19 protein-coding genes are annotated in these 16,443 nt (G+C 55.7%); all 19 read right to left on the bottom strand.

From position 1 onward, the window contains the following. Positions 1-2: 2 nt before the first annotated feature. The 19 genes from rplN to PUV54_RS13550 all read right to left on the bottom strand — a co-directional run bounded on the left by rplN (position 3) and on the right by PUV54_RS13550 (position 16,440). Complete coding sequence (gene rplN / locus PUV54_RS13640) at positions 3-371, bottom strand: 50S ribosomal protein L14 (protein ID WP_274492818.1); 369 nt, start codon at positions 369-371, stop codon at positions 3-5. Positions 372-433: 62 nt separating this feature from the next. Next, positions 434-676 (bottom strand): 30S ribosomal protein S17, encoded by a 243-nt coding sequence (rpsQ, locus tag PUV54_RS13635; RefSeq protein WP_274492817.1) that lies wholly within the window; start codon positions 674-676, stop codon positions 434-436. Between the two features lie 18 nt (positions 677-694). After that, the gene (rpmC, locus tag PUV54_RS13630) at positions 695-889 is read right to left on the bottom strand and encodes a 50S ribosomal protein L29 (protein WP_274492816.1); all 195 of its coding nucleotides are present in this window, start codon (positions 887-889) and stop codon (positions 695-697) included. A gap of 12 nt (positions 890-901) precedes the next feature. Further along, positions 902-1,315, bottom strand: coding sequence for a 50S ribosomal protein L16 (gene rplP, locus PUV54_RS13625; protein ID WP_274492815.1), 414 nt, complete (start codon positions 1,313-1,315; stop codon positions 902-904). A gap of 33 nt (positions 1,316-1,348) precedes the next feature. After that, positions 1,349-2,065, bottom strand: coding sequence for a 30S ribosomal protein S3 (rpsC, locus tag PUV54_RS13620; RefSeq protein ID WP_274492814.1), 717 nt, complete (start codon positions 2,063-2,065; stop codon positions 1,349-1,351). Next, the gene (gene rplV, locus PUV54_RS13615) at positions 2,065-2,445 is read right to left on the bottom strand and encodes a 50S ribosomal protein L22 (protein WP_420797877.1); all 381 of its coding nucleotides are present in this window, start codon (positions 2,443-2,445) and stop codon (positions 2,065-2,067) included. The genes rpsC and rplV overlap by 1 nt, the downstream gene beginning before the upstream one ends. A gap of 2 nt (positions 2,446-2,447) precedes the next feature. After that, entirely contained in the window at positions 2,448-2,726 is a 279-nt protein-coding gene (rpsS, locus tag PUV54_RS13610) for a 30S ribosomal protein S19 (RefSeq protein WP_274492813.1), read from the bottom strand. Positions 2,727-2,746: 20 nt separating this feature from the next. Continuing rightward, entirely contained in the window at positions 2,747-3,583 is an 837-nt protein-coding gene (rplB, locus tag PUV54_RS13605) for a 50S ribosomal protein L2 (RefSeq protein WP_274492812.1), read from the bottom strand. A gap of 18 nt (positions 3,584-3,601) precedes the next feature. Beyond that, positions 3,602-3,916, bottom strand: coding sequence for a 50S ribosomal protein L23 (locus PUV54_RS13600; protein ID WP_274492811.1), 315 nt, complete (start codon positions 3,914-3,916; stop codon positions 3,602-3,604). Continuing rightward, entirely contained in the window at positions 3,913-4,530 is a 618-nt protein-coding gene (gene rplD / locus PUV54_RS13595) for a 50S ribosomal protein L4 (protein WP_274492810.1), read from the bottom strand. The genes PUV54_RS13600 and rplD overlap by 4 nt, the downstream gene beginning before the upstream one ends. Continuing rightward, positions 4,530-5,330: a 50S ribosomal protein L3 gene (gene rplC / locus PUV54_RS13590; RefSeq protein ID WP_337999179.1), complete on the bottom strand. Its 801-nt coding sequence runs from the start codon at positions 5,328-5,330 to the stop codon at positions 4,530-4,532. Before rplC ends, rplD begins: the two co-directional genes overlap by 1 nt. 14 nt (positions 5,331-5,344) lie before the next feature. Then, on the bottom strand, positions 5,345-5,656 hold the full coding sequence (gene rpsJ / locus PUV54_RS13585) for a 30S ribosomal protein S10 (RefSeq protein ID WP_274492809.1): 312 nt from the start codon (positions 5,654-5,656) through the stop codon (positions 5,345-5,347). Positions 5,657-5,752: 96 nt separating this feature from the next. Beyond that, positions 5,753-6,928: an elongation factor Tu gene (tuf, locus tag PUV54_RS13580; protein ID WP_274492808.1), complete on the bottom strand. Its 1,176-nt coding sequence runs from the start codon at positions 6,926-6,928 to the stop codon at positions 5,753-5,755. A 78-nt stretch (positions 6,929-7,006) separates the two neighbouring features. Further along, entirely contained in the window at positions 7,007-9,085 is a 2,079-nt protein-coding gene (fusA, locus tag PUV54_RS13575) for an elongation factor G (RefSeq protein ID WP_274492807.1), read from the bottom strand. Between the two features lie 28 nt (positions 9,086-9,113). Beyond that, positions 9,114-9,584, bottom strand: coding sequence for a 30S ribosomal protein S7 (rpsG, locus tag PUV54_RS13570; RefSeq protein ID WP_274492806.1), 471 nt, complete (start codon positions 9,582-9,584; stop codon positions 9,114-9,116). A gap of 12 nt (positions 9,585-9,596) precedes the next feature. Continuing rightward, complete coding sequence (gene rpsL, locus PUV54_RS13565) at positions 9,597-9,968, bottom strand: 30S ribosomal protein S12 (protein ID WP_274492805.1); 372 nt, start codon at positions 9,966-9,968, stop codon at positions 9,597-9,599. A gap of 283 nt (positions 9,969-10,251) precedes the next feature. After that, entirely contained in the window at positions 10,252-11,493 is a 1,242-nt protein-coding gene (locus tag PUV54_RS13560; protein ID WP_274492804.1) for a glycosyltransferase, read from the bottom strand. Between the two features lie 153 nt (positions 11,494-11,646). After that, positions 11,647-15,888 carry a DNA-directed RNA polymerase subunit beta' gene (rpoC, locus tag PUV54_RS13555; RefSeq protein ID WP_274492803.1) on the bottom strand — a complete coding sequence of 1,414 codons (4,242 nt, stop codon included), beginning with the start codon at positions 15,886-15,888 and terminating at the stop codon, positions 11,647-11,649. Positions 15,889-15,927: 39 nt separating this feature from the next. Continuing rightward, complete coding sequence (locus tag PUV54_RS13550; protein ID WP_274492802.1) at positions 15,928-16,440, bottom strand: hypothetical protein; 513 nt, start codon at positions 16,438-16,440, stop codon at positions 15,928-15,930. Positions 16,441-16,443 lie beyond the last annotated feature (3 nt).

The raw sequence follows: 16,443 nt of genomic DNA, 5'->3' as shown, positions 1-16,443 counted from the left end.
GACTACAAAACCTCCGGTGCGAGCGACACGATCTTCATATGCTTGGCGGCGCGAAGTTCGCGCGTCACCGGGCCAAAGATACGCGTGCCGATCGGCTCTTTATTGCTGTTGATCAGGACAGCGGCGTTGCGGTCGAAACGGATTACCGATCCATCGCGGCGTATGATGTCTTTCGCCGTCCGAACGACAACGGCCTTCATGACCTGGCCTTTTTTAACGCGGCCGCGCGGGATCGCTTCCTTTACGGACACGACGATAATATCGCCCACGCCGGCGTATTTGCGCTTTGCGCCGCCAAGCACCTTGATGCACTGAACGCGCTTGGCGCCGGAATTATCGGCTACGTCCAAATTTGATTGCATCTGAATCATGATGCCGCTCCTGATGGGCTCATCGCCCGCTTGACTTCAAACCGTTCGCCTCAGCGAACCTCTTAACCTTTCGAGCCGTGCCCGATAACTTCCCAGCGCTTCAGCTTTGACTTCGGCGCACATTCCTGAATTCGGACGAGATCGCCCGCCTTGTAAGCATTCTCCGCGTCATGCGCGTGAAACTTGTTCGAGCGGCGAACTGTCTTTTTGAAAAGCGGATGCGTAAAAAACCGCTCAACATTCACGACAACCGTTTGGTTGCCTTTGTCGCTCACAACAGTGCCTTGCAGTATGCGTTTGGGCATTTTTTTCGCCTCTGATTCCTAGTTCGCTCGGACTTTTTCACCGAGAATGGTTTTCAAACGGGCGATGTCCTTACGGACTTCGCCGATGCGTGCGGTCTTTTCGAGCTGACCCGACGCCTTTTGAAAGCGCAGGTTAAACTGCTCGCGCTTGAGCTGAAGAATACGGTCCTTCAACTCATCGGGGGTCAAATCGCGTGCTTCGCTGGCTTCCATCGTCGTCGTTCCTTATTCGCCAATACGCGTTACGATGCGCGTTTTGATCGGCAGCTTTGCAGCGCCCAGCGCCAATGCTTCACGCGCGGTTTCATCAGTGACGCCGTCAATTTCGAACATGACCCGGCCTGGCTTTACCTTCGCCGCCCAATATTCGACGGAGCCCTTGCCCTTACCCATGCGCACTTCCGTCGGTTTCTTGGAGACCGGCACATCCGGAAAAATACGGATCCAGACGCGGCCCTGACGCTTCATGGCGCGGGTGATCGCACGGCGTGTCGCCTCGATCTGACGCGAGGTGATGCGCTCCGGCTGCACGGCTTTCAGACCGTGTGAGCCAAAGTTCAACTCCGTGCCGCCTTTTGCGACGCCCTTGATGCGCCCTTTGTGCATCTTGCGGTATTTTGTCTTCTTCGGTTGCAGCATCTTACTGTTCCAACTCGTTTCCTTGCAGACCCACTAGCGGGCAGGACGATTATCGCGCCCGCCGCCTGACACGCCGCCAGTTTGAGCATCAATCAATCGCTTTTCCTGACCCATCGGGTCGTGTTCCATGATCTCGCCTTTGAAGATCCAGACCTTGATGCCAATCGCGCCGTAAGTCGTTTGCGCGGTAGCAACGCCGTAATCGATGTCAGCGCGAAGCGTGTGAAGCGGCACGCGGCCTTCGCGGTACCATTCCATCCGTGCGATTTCAGCGCCGCCAAGACGGCCGGACACATTCACGCGAATGCCAAGGGCGCCCATTCTTTGCGCCGTTTGCATCGCGCGCTTCATAGCGCGGCGGAATGCGACGCGGCGCTCAAGCTGCTGCGCGATGTTTTCCGCAACAAGGGTCGAATCCACTTCCGGCTTGCGGATTTCGACGATGTTCAAAACCGTTTCTGAAGAAGACAGTTTCGACAGCTCGCCGCGCAGCTTTTCGATATCGGCGCCTTTCTTGCCGATGACGACGCCCGGGCGCGCTGTGTAAATCGTCACCCGGCATTTCTTGTGCGGACGCTCGATCACGATGCGCGAAACGCCGGCCTGTTGCAGGCGCTTCTCTAGATATTTCCGGATCGCGAGGTCTTCATGCAGCAAATCGCCATAGGCGGATTTGCCGGCGAACCAGCGCGAATCCCACGTCCGGTTAATACCGAGGCGCAAGCCGATAGGATTGACTTTCTGGCCCATTAAGCGGCCTCCTCAACTTCTTTCACGACAATGGTGATTTCGGAAAACGGTTTATGAATTCTGCCGACCCGGCCGCGTGCGCGCGCTTTCCAGCGCTTCATCACGAGGTTTTTGCCAACGAACGCCTGATCAACAACAAGCGTATCGATGTCGAGGTCATGATTGTTTTCTGCGTTCGCGATGGCGCTCTCAAGCACCTTCTTGACGTTGAGCGCCACACGCTTGCGCGAGAAAGTAAGGTCGGCGAGCGCCTTTTCCACTTTCTTGCCGCGGATCATTTGCGCCACAAGGTTAAGCTTCTGCGGCGACGTACGGATCATACGACCTTTCGCCATCGCAGCAGTTTCGCTTACGCGCCGGGGATTTTTCTTCTGCCCCATGATTACTTCCTCTTCGCCTTTTTATCCGCGCCGTGACCGTAGTATGTGCGCGTCGGAGAAAATTCGCCGAACTTGTGACCGACCATGTCTTCGGTGACATGGACAGGAATGAACTTCTGTCCGTTGTAGACATTGAACGTCATGCCGACGAATTGCGGCAGGATCGTTGAACGGCGCGACCAGGTCTTGACCCCGCCTTTATGTTTTCCGTCCTGCGCTTCTTCTGCCTTTTTAAGCATGTAGCGATCGACGAACGGACCTTTCCAGACTGAACGTGACATATCGTTTAAACTCCGTCGCCTTATTTCTTCTTCCGCGCGTGCCGCGAGCGCAGGATGAATTTATCTGTTGCTTTATTCTTGCGTGTCTTGGCGCCTTTGGTCGGCTTGCCCCACGGGGTCACCGGGTGACGGCCGCCAGAGGTCCGGCCTTCGCCGCCGCCATGGGGGTGATCAACCGGGTTCATGACAACACCGCGTACGGAAGGACGCTTTCCCTTGTGACGGTTGCGTCCGGCCTTCCCAATTGACTGGTTCATATGATCCGGGTTCGACACCGCGCCAACCGTCGCCATGCACTCGCCATGGACAAGGCGAACCTCGCCAGACTGCATGCGAACCTGCGCCATGCCGCTGTCACGGCCAACGAGCTGCGCATAAGCGCCAGCCGAACGTGCGAGCTGACCGCCTTTGCCCGGCTTCATTTCAACATTGTGAATGATCGTACCGACCGGGATCGACTTCAGCGGCATCGCATTGCCTGGCTTCACATCGACTTTCGTTCCGGAGATGACTTTGTCACCGGCTTTCAGGCGCTGTGGCGCAAGAATGTATGCCTGCTCGCCGTCCAGATACTTCACTAAAGCGATGAAGCCTGTGCGGTTCGGATCATATTCGAGACGTTCAACCTTCGCCTCGATATCAAACTTGCGGCGTTTGAAATCGATACAGCGATAGGTCTTTTTCGCGCCGCCGCCGCGACGGCGGACGGTAATGCGACCCGTATTGTTACGCCCTGCGCTCTCGGTCAGGCCTTCAGTCAAAGCCTTGACCGGCTTGCCCTTCCAAAGTTCGCTCTTGTCCACCAGCACCAGCTGGCGGCGTCCCGGCGTTGTCGGTTTGAATTTTTTCAAAGCCATTGGTCTTAAAACCCCGCCTTAAAGTCCTGTGGTCACGTCGATTGTGTGACCCTCTTCAAGCGTCACGATCGCTTTTTTTACTGTTGAGCGCGTGTAAGGGCGCCCGCGAAACTGTTTGTTCTTGCCTTTGACCCGCAGGGTGTTGACCGCTTTCACTTTTACTTTGAATAGCGTTTCAACCGCTTCCTTGATCTCCGGCTTTGTCGCTGTGATCGGTGTCTGGAAAACAACCTGGTTGTTTTCTGACGCGATCGTCGACTTTTCCGTGATCACAGGCTGGATCAGCGTGTCATAGTGCGCTTCCGCGCCTTGTACTGCTTGTTTCTTGCTCATTTGAGGCGCGCCTCCAGACCTTCAACGGCCGCTTTAGTAAGGACCAGTTTGTCCTTACGCAGAATGTCGTAAACATTAGCGCCGATCACAGGCAGCATGTCGACGCCCTTAAGATTGCGCGTCGCCAGGCCGAAATGCTCGTCAACGCTCGCGTCAACGATCAGCGCATTTGAAATTTCCAGCTTTGAAAGCGCGTCAACGAGTGTTTTTGTTTTCGCATTTTCCATTTTCGCCTCGTCGATAATGACGAGCGAGCCGGATGCCGCTTTCGACGATAACGCATGCTTCAGCGCAAGCTGGCGCACTTTTTTCGGCAGTGAAATCGCATGGCTGCGCGGACGCGGACCATGAGCCTTGCCGCCGCCACGGAAGAGCGGCGCCTTGCGATTGCCATGGCGAGCGCCGCCGGAACCCTTCTGACGGCCAAACTTCTTGGTCGTGCCGCTGACTTCGTTACGCTCTTTGGTTTTGTGCGTGCCCTGCTGTCTTTTCGCCAATTGATAAACGACACAGCGGTGCAAGATGTCTTTGCGCGGCTCCAGCCCAAAGATCCCATCGTCAAGATCGATGGACCCGGCTTTTTTATTCTCAATGCTGAGGACGTCGGCTTTCATTATTCGTCCCCTTCTTTTTTCGTTTCTTCTGCAGGCGCCTGATCATCGACTGGCGCGCCTTCAGCGACCATTTCCGCTTCCGGAGAATCGGGCTCCGGGCTGTCGACTTTTTCTTCATCAGCTTTCGCGGTCTTCAATCCAGCCGGCGTCGGCACGCCTTCTGGCGCAGCGCGCTTGACTGCATCCTTGATGAACACCCAGCCGCCTTTTGGCCCAGGCACGGCGCCCTTAATCAGGATCAAACCGCGATCGCCATCAGTGCGAACGATTTCAAGGTTTTGCGTCGTCACACGAGCCGCACCCATGTGGCCGGCCATCTTCTTACCTTTGAAGACTTTACCCGGATCCTGACACTGACCCGTAGACCCGTGTGAACGGTGCGAGATCGAAACACCGTGCGAGGCGCGCAAGCCGCCAAAGTTATGACGCTTCATTGCGCCGGCAAAACCCTTACCGATAGAGGTGCCAGTAACGTCAACTTTTTGACCGGGAATGAAATGTTCGGCTGACAACTCAGCCCCGACATCAATCATGTTTTCGTCAGAAACGCGGAACTCAGCCACTTTCGCCTTAGGCTCAACATTCGCTTTGGCGAATTGCCCGCGTTCGGCTTTCGTGACGCGTTTTGCTTTCTTGGCGCCGGCGCCGAGCTGAACAGCCGTGTAGCCGTTCTTGTCAGCGGTGCGCTGACCGACAACCTGACAGCCTTCAAGCTGCATCACCGTGACCGGCAAATGATTGCCGTCCTCGGTGTAGATGCGCGTCATGCCCATCTTTTTTGCAATTAATCCCGTACGCATCGTCAAATGCTCCTTCACGCGCCGAGTTTGATTTCGACATCGACACCAGCCGAGAGGTCGAGTTTCATGAGCGCATCAACCGTTTGCGGCGTCGGATCGACAATATCGAGCATACGCTTATGGGTGCGCATTTCGAACTGCTCACGGCTTTTCTTGTTCACATGTGGAGACCGGTTGACGGTGTAACGCTCAATACGCGTCGGCAGCGGGATAGGCCCGCGCACATTCGCGCCAGTACGTTTCGCCGTGTTGACGATCTCGATCGTCGAAGCGTCGAGCACGCGATGATCAAACGCTTTTAGCCTGATGCGGATATTCTGTTGCATGTGTCTAACGCTTCGTTCTTTTCAGTTCGGTTTCTTGGTTCTCAGAGTCGAAAGCGCGGGCCGATTGGGGCCGGCCCGCGCTTTTATTTCTTATGCCTACTCTACAATCTTCGAGACGATGCCAGCGCCAACGGTGCGGCCGCCTTCACGGATAGCGAAGCGAAGCTTCTCTTCCATGGCGATCGGCACGATCAGCTCGACATTAAGCTCGGCATTGTCGCCCGGCATAACCATTTCCGTACCTTCTTTAAGCGTAACAACGCCTGTCACGTCAGTCGTACGGAAGTAGAATTGCGGACGGTAGTTCGCGAAGAACGGCGTGTGACGACCGCCTTCTTCTTTCGTCAGAATGTAAGCCTCAGCAACGAATTTCGTGTGCGGCGTAACAGAACCCGGCTTGCACAGAACCTGACCGCGTTCAACGCCGTCACGCTCGATACCGCGCAAGAGAACGCCAACGTTGTCGCCGGCTTCCCCGCGATCAAGCAGCTTGCGGAACATTTCAACGCCTGTGCAGGTCGTTTTCTTGGTGTCTTTGATGCCGACGATTTCTAGTTCGTCGCCAACATTAACAACACCGCGCTCAACACGGCCCGTTACAACCGTACCGCGACCGGAGATCGAGAAAACGTCCTCGATCGGCAGAAGGAACGGCTGGTCAACCGGACGATCCGGCGTCGGGATGTACTTGTCGACTTCTTCCATCAACTGCTTGATGGAGTTTTCGCCGATTTCAGGGTCACGGCCTTCAAGCGCTGCAAGCGCCGAACCTTTGATGATCGGAATATCATCGCCCGGGAACTCGTATGACGAAAGAAGTTCGCGAACTTCCATTTCGACGAGCTCAAGAAGCTCTTCATCGTCAACCTGGTCGACTTTGTTGAGGTAAACAACAATCGCGGGAACGCCAACCTGACGCGCGAGCAGGATGTGCTCACGCGTTTGCGGCATCGGGCCGTCTGCTGCGTTCACAACCAAGATCGCGCCGTCCATCTGCGCAGCGCCGGTGATCATGTTTTTCACGTAGTCGGCGTGGCCCGGGCAGTCGACGTGAGCGTAGTGACGGCCATCCGTCTCATACTCAACGTGCGCCGTGGAGATCGTGATGCCGCGTGCTTTTTCTTCTGGCGCCGCGTCGATCTGATCATAGGCTTTAAAGTCGCCAAAATATTTCGTGATCGCAGCCGTCAGCGTCGTTTTACCATGGTCAACGTGACCGATGGTGCCGATGTTGGCGTGCGGTTTTGTACGTTCAAACTTTTCCTTCGACATTTCACTTCTCTCCGTCTTCTTTGACGTCTGTCGTTAACTCTTGCCCGTTGTCTCTTGGCGGGCGGCTCACATCACCGGCTAGCCCGCCAGTTTCGCTTTGACTTCATCTTCAACCGCCTTCGGCACGCGCTCGTAGTGATCGAACTGCATGGTGTAGTTCGCGCGCCCTTGCGTCGCCGAACGGAGGTTGTTGACGTAGCCGAACATGTTGGCGAGCGGGACCATGGCATGGACCACGTTCGCATTGCCGCGCATTTCCTGCTCCTGGATCTGGCCGCGGCGGGAGTTAAGGTCGCCAATAACCGTACCGGTGTATTCTTCCGGCGTGACAACCTCGACCTTCATGACAGGCTCCAGCAGCGCTAAGCCGAGCGCAGCTTTATTCTCACGCAACGCGCCACGTGCTGCGATTTCGAAAGCCAGCACGGACGAGTCCACATCGTGGAAGGCGCCGTCATAAAGCTCGACCTTGAAATCGAGAATCGGGAAGCCGACCAATAAGCCGTTTTCGCGAATGGAGTTGATGCCCTTTTCGACACCCGGAATATATTCCTTCGGAATAGAGCCGCCAACGATCTGGCTTTCGAAAGAGTAGCCCGATCCCGGTTCCTGCGGAATGACGCGCATCTTGATGCGAGCGAACTGACCTGAACCACCCGACTGCTTCTTGTGGGTGTAGTCGATGTCAGCTTCATTCGAGATCGTTTCACGATAAGCGACCTGCGGCGCGCCAATATTCGCCTCAACCTTGAATTCACGCTTCATGCGATCAACGAGGATATCGAGGTGAAGTTCGCCCATGCCTTTGATAATCGTCTGACCGGACTCTTCATCGGAAGAAACGCGGAAGGACGGGTCCTCAGCCGCAAGGCGTTGTAGCGCGATGCCCATTTTCTCCTGGTCGGCTTTTGTCTTTGGCTCGACAGCCAATTCAATAACCGGATCTGGGAATTCCATCCGCTCAAGCACGACCGGTTTCGCCGGATCGCACAGCGTATCGCCCGTGGTTGTGTCTTTCAGACCGACAACCGCGATGATGTCGCCAGCATAAGCCTCTTTGATTTCTTCGCGGCTGTTAGAGTGCATCTGGAGCATTCGTCCGGCGCGCTCTTTTTTGCCTTTAACCGTGTTCAAGACCTGCGTGCCAGCCTCAAGCTTGCCAGAATAAATACGGCAGAACGTAAGAGAACCGACAAACGGGTCATTCATGACTTTGAAAGCCAGCATGGAAAGCGGCTCGTCGTCAGAAGACTTGCGTGTCACTTCTTCGTCGCTGTCAGGCAAGACGCCGCGAATTGACGGCACCTCAACCGGGCTCGGCAGGTAATCGACAACAGCGTCAAGCATCGGCTGGACGCCTTTGTTCTTGAACGCGGAGCCGCACAACACAGGGTGGAACTCAACCTTGCACGTACCCTGACGGATCAGACGCTTGATCGTCGCTTCGTCGGGCTCGTTGCCTTCAAGGTAAGCTTCCATCACTTCTTCATCGAGCTCGACGACCGTCTCGATCATCTTCTCGCGATATTCATTCGCTTTCTCGACGAGGTCGGCAGGAATGTCTTCTTCATGGAACGCAGCGCCCAGGCCTTCTTCTTCCCAGATAATCGCCTTCATTTTCAGAAGATCGACAACGCCGGCGAAATTGCTCTCAGCGCCAATTGGCAACTGCAGAACAACTGTCTTGGCCGCCAGGCGGCTATGAATCGTGTCGAGGGAATAATAGAAATCAGCGCCAAGCTTATCCATCTTGTTGATGAAGAACATGCGCGGGACATGATACTTATCGCCCTGACGCCAGACGGTTTCCGTTTGCGGCTCAACACCGGCATTGGCGTCAAGAAGCGCCACAGCGCCATCAAGCACGCGTAGGGAACGCTCAACCTCAATAGTGAAGTCAACGTGTCCTGGCGTATCGATAATGTTCAGGCGCTTGTCATTCCAGAAGCACGTCGTTGCAGCGGACGTGATCGTGATGCCGCGCTCCTGCTCTTGCTCCATCCAGTCCATGGTCGCGGCGCCGTCATGGACTTCGCCGATTTTGTGGGACTTGCCTGTGTAATAAAGGACGCGCTCGGTTGTTGTCGTCTTGCCCGCATCAATGTGGGCCATAATGCCGAAGTTGCGATAGTCCTCAATTTTATGCGTGCGCGACATGGCTAAAAGCCCTTACCCTTGAATTCCGTTACCAGCGATAATGCGAGAACGCGCGGTTGGCCTCTGCCATCCGGTGCGTGTCTTCGCGTTTTTTGACAGCCGCGCCCCGGTTCTGGGCGGCGTCCATCAACTCATTCGAAAGCCTGTCGACCATCGTCGTTTCATTGCGCGAGCGCGCAGCCGAGATGATCCAGCGCATGGCGAGCGCCAATTTGCGGTCCGGACGAACCTCGACCGGTACCTGATAGGTCGCACCGCCAACACGACGTGAACGAACCTCAATCGCCGGCGTAACATTGTCGAGCGCTTCTTTAAACAGCTCGACCGGCGGACGGCGCAGCTTGCCTTCAATCTTGTCAAAAGCGCCGTAGACAATCTTTTCAGCCGCCGGCTTTTTGCCGTCGACCATGACGTAGTTCATGAACTTGGAAACCGTCTTGTCTCCGAATTTAGGATCCGGATGAACGACGCGTTTTTCTGCGCGGTGACGACGTGACATCTCTTAAATCCCTTACTTCGGACGCTTGGCGCCGTACTTCGAACGGCGCTGCTTGCGGTCTTTGACGCCCTGGGTGTCAAGAACGCCACGAATGATATGATAGCGAACGCCCGGAAGGTCCTTCACGCGGCCGCCGCGGATCAGCACAACCGAGTGCTCCTGCAAATTGTGGCCCTCGCCCGGGATATAACCGATGACTTCATAGCCGTTGGTCAGACGAATCTTTGCAACCTTACGAAGCGCCGAGTTCGGCTTTTTCGGTGTCGTTGTGTAAACGCGCGTGCACACGCCCCGCTTTTGCGGGTTGCCTTCCAAAGCCGGCACTTTGTTAATCGCGCGCTTTGGTTTTCGCGGCTTACGGATAAGCTGTTGTATCGTCGGCATTCACCTGTCTCCGGCTACGCTTCTCGCGGGCGCCAAATCTAAAAACTCGCGCGCCATGGACCTACGTGACCCACGACGCAAACGAGCGGGGCCCCGTCTGGCGGAACGCCGCTCAAAAATACAAACTGTCTTCAGCTAAAAGCGGCTGCGTTTCAGCGGCGTTTCGAGAGAAACCCCTGACGGCCAGCCATTCAGCGGCGCGAGACATAACTGTGCGAATCGCGTGGGTCAATACGCCAACCGGCTTTTTCCGCTGATTTCTTACGAATTATCCAACGGCAGGCTAAGGGCGGCTTTTATGCAGCGTTTCCAGGGTTAATTCAGCTCGTCTTTTGTACCAGACATCTACGGCGTTCGCCCTGCCCGCCTTCAGCGCTTTTTGCGCGGCCACAGCCAATTCATGGCGATTCTTGTCCAGATTGGCCAATACAGCAGCGCTCTTGTTGATGTGACTGAAAGGCATCAACACCGCCGCCGCATCCGTCTCAGCCCTTTCGACACAATATGGGATATCAAAGCCTATTAACGGCAGTCCTGCGGCATACCCATCGAAGATCATCCGGGGGGTTTCTTCCGCTGTGGGCGTGAACAGGAGGGCATCATATTCAGCCAGGCTTCTGATCAACTCAGGGCCGTAAGCTATGGCTCCTAAAAACCGTATAGCTTCTGACGCCCCTAGTTCAGCCGTCACCTCTTCCAGACGCTGTCGTTGAGAGCCCTGGCCGATAATATCGAAGGTAACGTTCGCGCCGGCTTCACGCGCTTTTGCGACTATCCGAATCCCAGCCTCAACGCCCTTTATGGGCTCAAGACGGCCGCAATAGACCAGCCGTAAAGGCCGATCACCCTTCATACTCGCTGTCCTGCGCTCCACAAGCGTTGAATCGATGACGTCATGCAGGCTGTATGAGGTATCGGCTATATCGTGGACATTATTGCTGTAAACGCCGTACCGCGAAATCAGCGAACGCCCCTTCAGAAAAGATAAATCGGCATGGCGAACGCAATATTTGACGGCCCTGTCATCAATTTCGAGATAGACGCGCTCTTTTAGTGTCAACCCACGCCCCAACGCTTGGGCCGCTTGTGGAATGCGCACGCGCTCATCCACATCGCGAAAAAACACAGTCATTAGTTTCGCGGCGCGCCCTACCTTGAATGCATCAAGATCAAGTGTGCGAATATTATCATTGCAGGCAAAATGACCGATTGCGCAGCCTTCTGCCGCCCGCGCCACATCATTGCGCCAGATGTTCCGATACTTCACCCAATAGGCTGCAGCTCGGCAATCGAGCGGAATTGAGGGGATGGCCTCGATATCAAGACTGTCAGCAGGTTGCAGCAAATGCGAGCTTGGACCGCTCGCTGGCAGAACCGGCGCCACAACTTTCAAGCGATTGATGTGATCACCTAACGATTCACGCAGTAAGGACAAGGCGCGATGCCAGTCCGTTTGATAAAACAACCGGTCGCCGTCCCGAAATACGGGAATTTGTATGGCGAGAAGATAATCAAACGGTTGCACGGCCATCCCCGGTGCTTATTCGTATGAATGGAATTGTCAATTTATCCGGCCATGAGAACGAGCCGGAAAATTGCCTCGAGGCCGCGCATATTGGTTACTACAAAAACGGCGGCCCTAGGGCCGCCGTAAATGTTTTGAGACGTGCTCAAACGCTTATTCCGCAGCGTCCTGACTAACAGTTTCTTCCGCCACAGGCTCTTCAGGCGCGTCTTCCGACGGACCTTCAAGAGCCGGCGTATCGGAAACGCCTGCGCGCTTGGCGCGTTCTTCGAGCAGCACCTGGTCGCGGCGCTCGGCCTCTACCTGATGACGGGACATGGCCCCGCCAGTACCGGCCGGGATGAGACGTCCAACAATGACGTTCTCTTTAAGGCCTTCCAGCGTGTCGATCTTGCCGTTTACCGCTGCGTCGGTCAGAACGCGTGTCGTTTCCTGGAACGACGCCGCAGAGATGAATGAGCGGGTCTGCAGAGACGCCTTGGTGATGCCGAGCAGAACCGGCATTGCCTGCGCCGGACGCTTGCCCTGATCTTCCAGCTTGGCGTTCATTTCTTCGAACTCAAGCTTGTCGATTTGCTCTTCTTTCAGGAAGAGCGACTCGCCGGGATCGGTGATCTCGACCTTTTGCAGCATCTGGCGAACGATAACCTCAATGTGTTTGTCGTTAATCGGCACGCCCTGCAGACGGTAAACTTCCTGGATTTCATCGATGAGGAAGTCGGCCAAAGCCTCGATCCCCATGATCGCAAGAATGTCATGCGGCGCCGGATTGCCGTCCATCAGATATTCGCCCTTGGCGATGAAGTCGCCATCCTGAACCGCGATATGGCGGCCTTTCGGAACGAGATAATCAGACGGCTCAAGGCTTTCATCGGTCGGGATGATCTTGATGCGGCGTTTGTTCTTGTAGTCGCGGCCAAACTCAACCTTGCCGTCGACATTGGCGATGATGGCGTGGTCTTTCGGCCGGCGCGCTTCGAACAGTTCCGCCACACGCGGCAGACCGCCGGTAATGTCGCGGGTCTTGGCGCCCTCGGTCGGGATACGCGCGAGCACGTCGCCCGGACGGATGTCTTCACCGTCTTCGACGGAAAGAACCGCTTCGACCGGCAACATGTAGCGCGCCTCGCCGCCTGAAGAGAGTTTCAGCGGCTCGCCCTTGTCATCGACAATGACGATAGCCGGTTTCATGTCAGCCGCACGCGGGTTCGCGCGCCAATCAGTAACAACGCGGCTGGCGATACCCGTCGCTTCATCGGCGACAACCTGCATCGAGAACCCTTCTTGAAGGTCTTCGAACTTAATCTTACCGGCAAGCTCCGTCAGGATCGGCATGGTGTACGGATCCCAGTCAGCGAGGCGCTGACCGCGCGTGACTTTCGATCCGTCTGCGGCGCGCAACTTGGCGCCGTACGATACTTTGTAGGATGCGTGTTCCTTGCCGTCGCTGTCGAGGATTTTGACGAGCGTGTTGCGTCCCATGACGACCAGATCGCCATCGGAGTTTTTCAGCACATTGCCACCATCGAGCTTGACTGTACCCTCGTGGCTCGCCTCGATGAACGACGTGTCGCCGACCTGCGCCGTGCCGCCAACGTGGAACGTACGCATGGTAAGCTGCGTACCCGGTTCGCCGATCGACTGCGCCGCGATGACGCCGACAGATTCGCCGATATTAACCGGACACCCGCGAGCAAGGTCACGACCGTAGCATTTCGCACAAACGCCGACTTTGGAATCGCACGTCAGGACTGAACGTACGCGGACCTTCTGCAGCCCAGCGCCTTCGATCTCTTCGGCTTGCGCTTCATCTACCTCGTCATTGGCCTTGCCGAGAACTTCGCCCGTTTCCGGATGAGTGATGTCTTCCAGCAATGTCCGGCCAAGAATGATCTGTGACAACGGCACGACAATTTCACCGGAGCGAACAACCGCCTCAAGCGTGATGCCGTTGGTGGTGCCGCAATCGATTTCGCGGACGATGCAATCCTGCGCCACGTCAACCAGACGGCGCGTCAGGTAACCTGAGTTCGCCGTCTTCAACGCGGTGTCGGCAAGACCTTTCCGCGCTCCGTGGGTCGAGTTGAAGTATTCAAGAACCGTGAGGCCTTCTTTAAAGTTCGACGTGATCGGCGTTTCGATGATTTCGCCGGAAGGCTTCGCCATCAGGCCGCGCATGGCGCCGAGCTGACGCATCTGCGTGGGCGAGCCTCGAGCCCCTGAGTGGGACATCATGTAGATGGAGTTCGGCTCTAGCTGGCGTTTTGTCTCCGGATCGAATTTCGTTTCGGAGATTTCATCCATCATCGCATCGGCGATTTTGTCCGTACACTTCGCCCAGGCGTCGATGACTTTGTTGTACTTCTCACCGCGCGTGATCAGACCTTCAGCATATTGCTGTTCGAATTCTGACACCTGCGCACGGGTTTCCTCAACCAGCTTGCGCTTGGCTTCAGGAATGACAACGTCGTCCTTGCCGAAAGAGATGCCGGCCTTACAGGCTTCCTTGAAACCAAGATCCATGATGTGGTCAGCAAAGATAACTGTCTTCTTCTGACCGCAGTGACGATAAACGATATCGATGAGGCCCTGAATGGTTTTTTTGGTCAGGAGCTGATTGACCACGGAAAACGGCACATCAGAGTTACGCGGCAGAACCTGCGCCACTTTCATCCGGCCCGGCGTTGTATCAACGACCTCGCTGATCGGGTCGCCGTGTTCGTCAACCGTGTTCCAGCGCGCCTTGATTTTGGAGTGCAGCGTGACGACGCCGGCGTCGAGCGCGTGTTCGATTTCTTCCAGCGTTCCGAAAACCTTGCCCTCGCCCGGCTCGCCCTCTTTATCCATGGTGATGTAGTAAAGACCGAGAACGATATCCTGCGACGGCACAATGATCGGCTTGCCGTTGGCCGGCGAAAGAATATTGTTGGTCGACATCATCAGGACGCGCGCTTCGAGCTGCGCTTCAAGCGACAGCGGCACGTGCACCGCCATCTGGTCGCCGTCGAAGTCAGCGTTGAACGCGGTACAGACCAGCGGGTGAAGCTGGATCGCCTTGCCTTCAATGAGTTTCGGCTCGAACGCCTGAATGCCAAGACGGTGGAGCGTCGGCGCCCGGTTCAACATAACAGGGTGCTCGCGGATCACCTCGTCGAGAATATCCCAGACTTCAGGGCGTTCTTTTTCGACAAGCTTTTTCGCCTGTTTGACCGTGGCCGAGAGACCCTTAGCGTCGAGGCGCGAATAGATGAACGGCTTGAAGAGTTCGAGCGCCATCTTCTTCGGCAGGCCGCATTCATGCAGTTTCAGTTCCGGACCGACAACGATCACCGAACGGCCGGAATAATCGACGCGTTTGCCGAGAAGGTTCTGGCGGAAGCGGCCCTGCTTGCCTTTCAGCATGTCAGACAGCGATTTCAGCGGACGCTTGTTGGTGCCGGTGATGACGCGGCCGCGGCGGCCGTTATCGAACAGCGCATCGACAGATTCCTGCAGCATGCGCTTTTCGTTGCGCACGATAATGTCCGGCGCACGCAGTTCGATCAGGCGTTTCAGGCGGTTGTTGCGGTTGATAACCCGTCGATAAAGATCGTTGAGGTCAGACGTCGCGAAGCGGCCGCCATCGAGCGGCACAAGCGGGCGCAATTCCGGCGGGATCACCGGGATAACCGTCATGATCATCCATTCCGGGCGGTTGCCGGACTCAAGGAAAGCCGTGATCAGTTTCAGGCGTTTTGCGTATTTCTTGGTTTTGAGTTCCGACGTCGACTCGGCGATCTCAACGCGCAGCTTTTCAGCTTCTGCTTCCATGTCGATATTCGACAGGATTTCGCGGATCGCTTCGGCGCCGATTCCGGCGGTGAAGGAATCCTCGCCGTATTCTTCCTGCGCCTGCAGATATTCTTCTTCCGTCAGAAGCTGGTTCGGCGTCAGCGCGGTGAGGCCCGGCTCAATCACAATGTACTGTTCAAAATAAAGAACGCGCTCGAGGTCTTTCAGCGTCATGTCGAGCATCAGCGAGATGCGCGACGGCAGCGACTTCAGGAACCAAATATGCGCGCAAGGCGCTGCAAGTTCGATATGGCCCATGCGCTCGCGGCGAACTTTCGTCAGGGTGACTTCGACACCGCACTTTTCACACACGATGCCTTTGTACTTCATGCGCTTGTATTTGCCGCAGAGGCATTCGTAGTCCTTTACCGGACCGAAGATGCGCGCGCAGAACAGGCCGTCACGCTCCGGCTTGAAGGTGCGGTAGTTGATGGTTTCAGGCTTTTTGATTTCGCCAAACGACCAGGAGAGAATTTTCTCCGGGCTCGCTAACGAAATACGGATCTTGTTGAACGTCTGCGCGGGGGCAGTCGGATTAAATACGTTCAGAAGTTCCTGTGACATGAAGTCTGCTCCTTCGATGGAAGCGCGCTTGACGCGCTCCTACTCAGCAAAATGCTTAAACTGGAACTCGCTCGACAGAGGCTCGCCATTGCCTCCAGCAAACTCCGTGACCTTAATCCAACGCTTGTTTATCTCGATCTCACTCCAACCGGGATCAAGACAAGCGCTGGGTAATTTGGCGACAGCAATCTTTTCATCATCAAGTTCAACAAAAATATTGCCGCTAACTTCTGTAATGCAGCGACCCTGCGTCCGATAGGGACCAATCTCGGCATGAACCTTCACCAAGTGCTCGCCCACACGGCATGTAACTGGCGATGAAGCGAGCTTGCTCAATGTAAAGACTCCATGACCAGCCAAGACTTCTTCCATTTGCGCAGCATCAGTCTGAAAATAATCCGCTGAGACCATCTTCCCCGTCGCAGTGAAATAATCCGCATCCTCTACGCATTGCACTTCTACAATTTGTTCAAGCCCATCTGCATATCCAGACACCGTCATTGCTACATAAGCAACGAACATCGGCAGAAACTGAGACAGACGGATAGGCATTCT

This window comes from Hyphococcus flavus (genome assembly GCF_028748065.1).
Taxonomy (GTDB): domain Bacteria; phylum Pseudomonadota; class Alphaproteobacteria; order Caulobacterales; family Parvularculaceae; genus Hyphococcus; species Hyphococcus flavus.
Note: the sequence above shows the minus strand (reverse complement) of the source record. Positions and strands in the feature narration are given on the sequence as shown.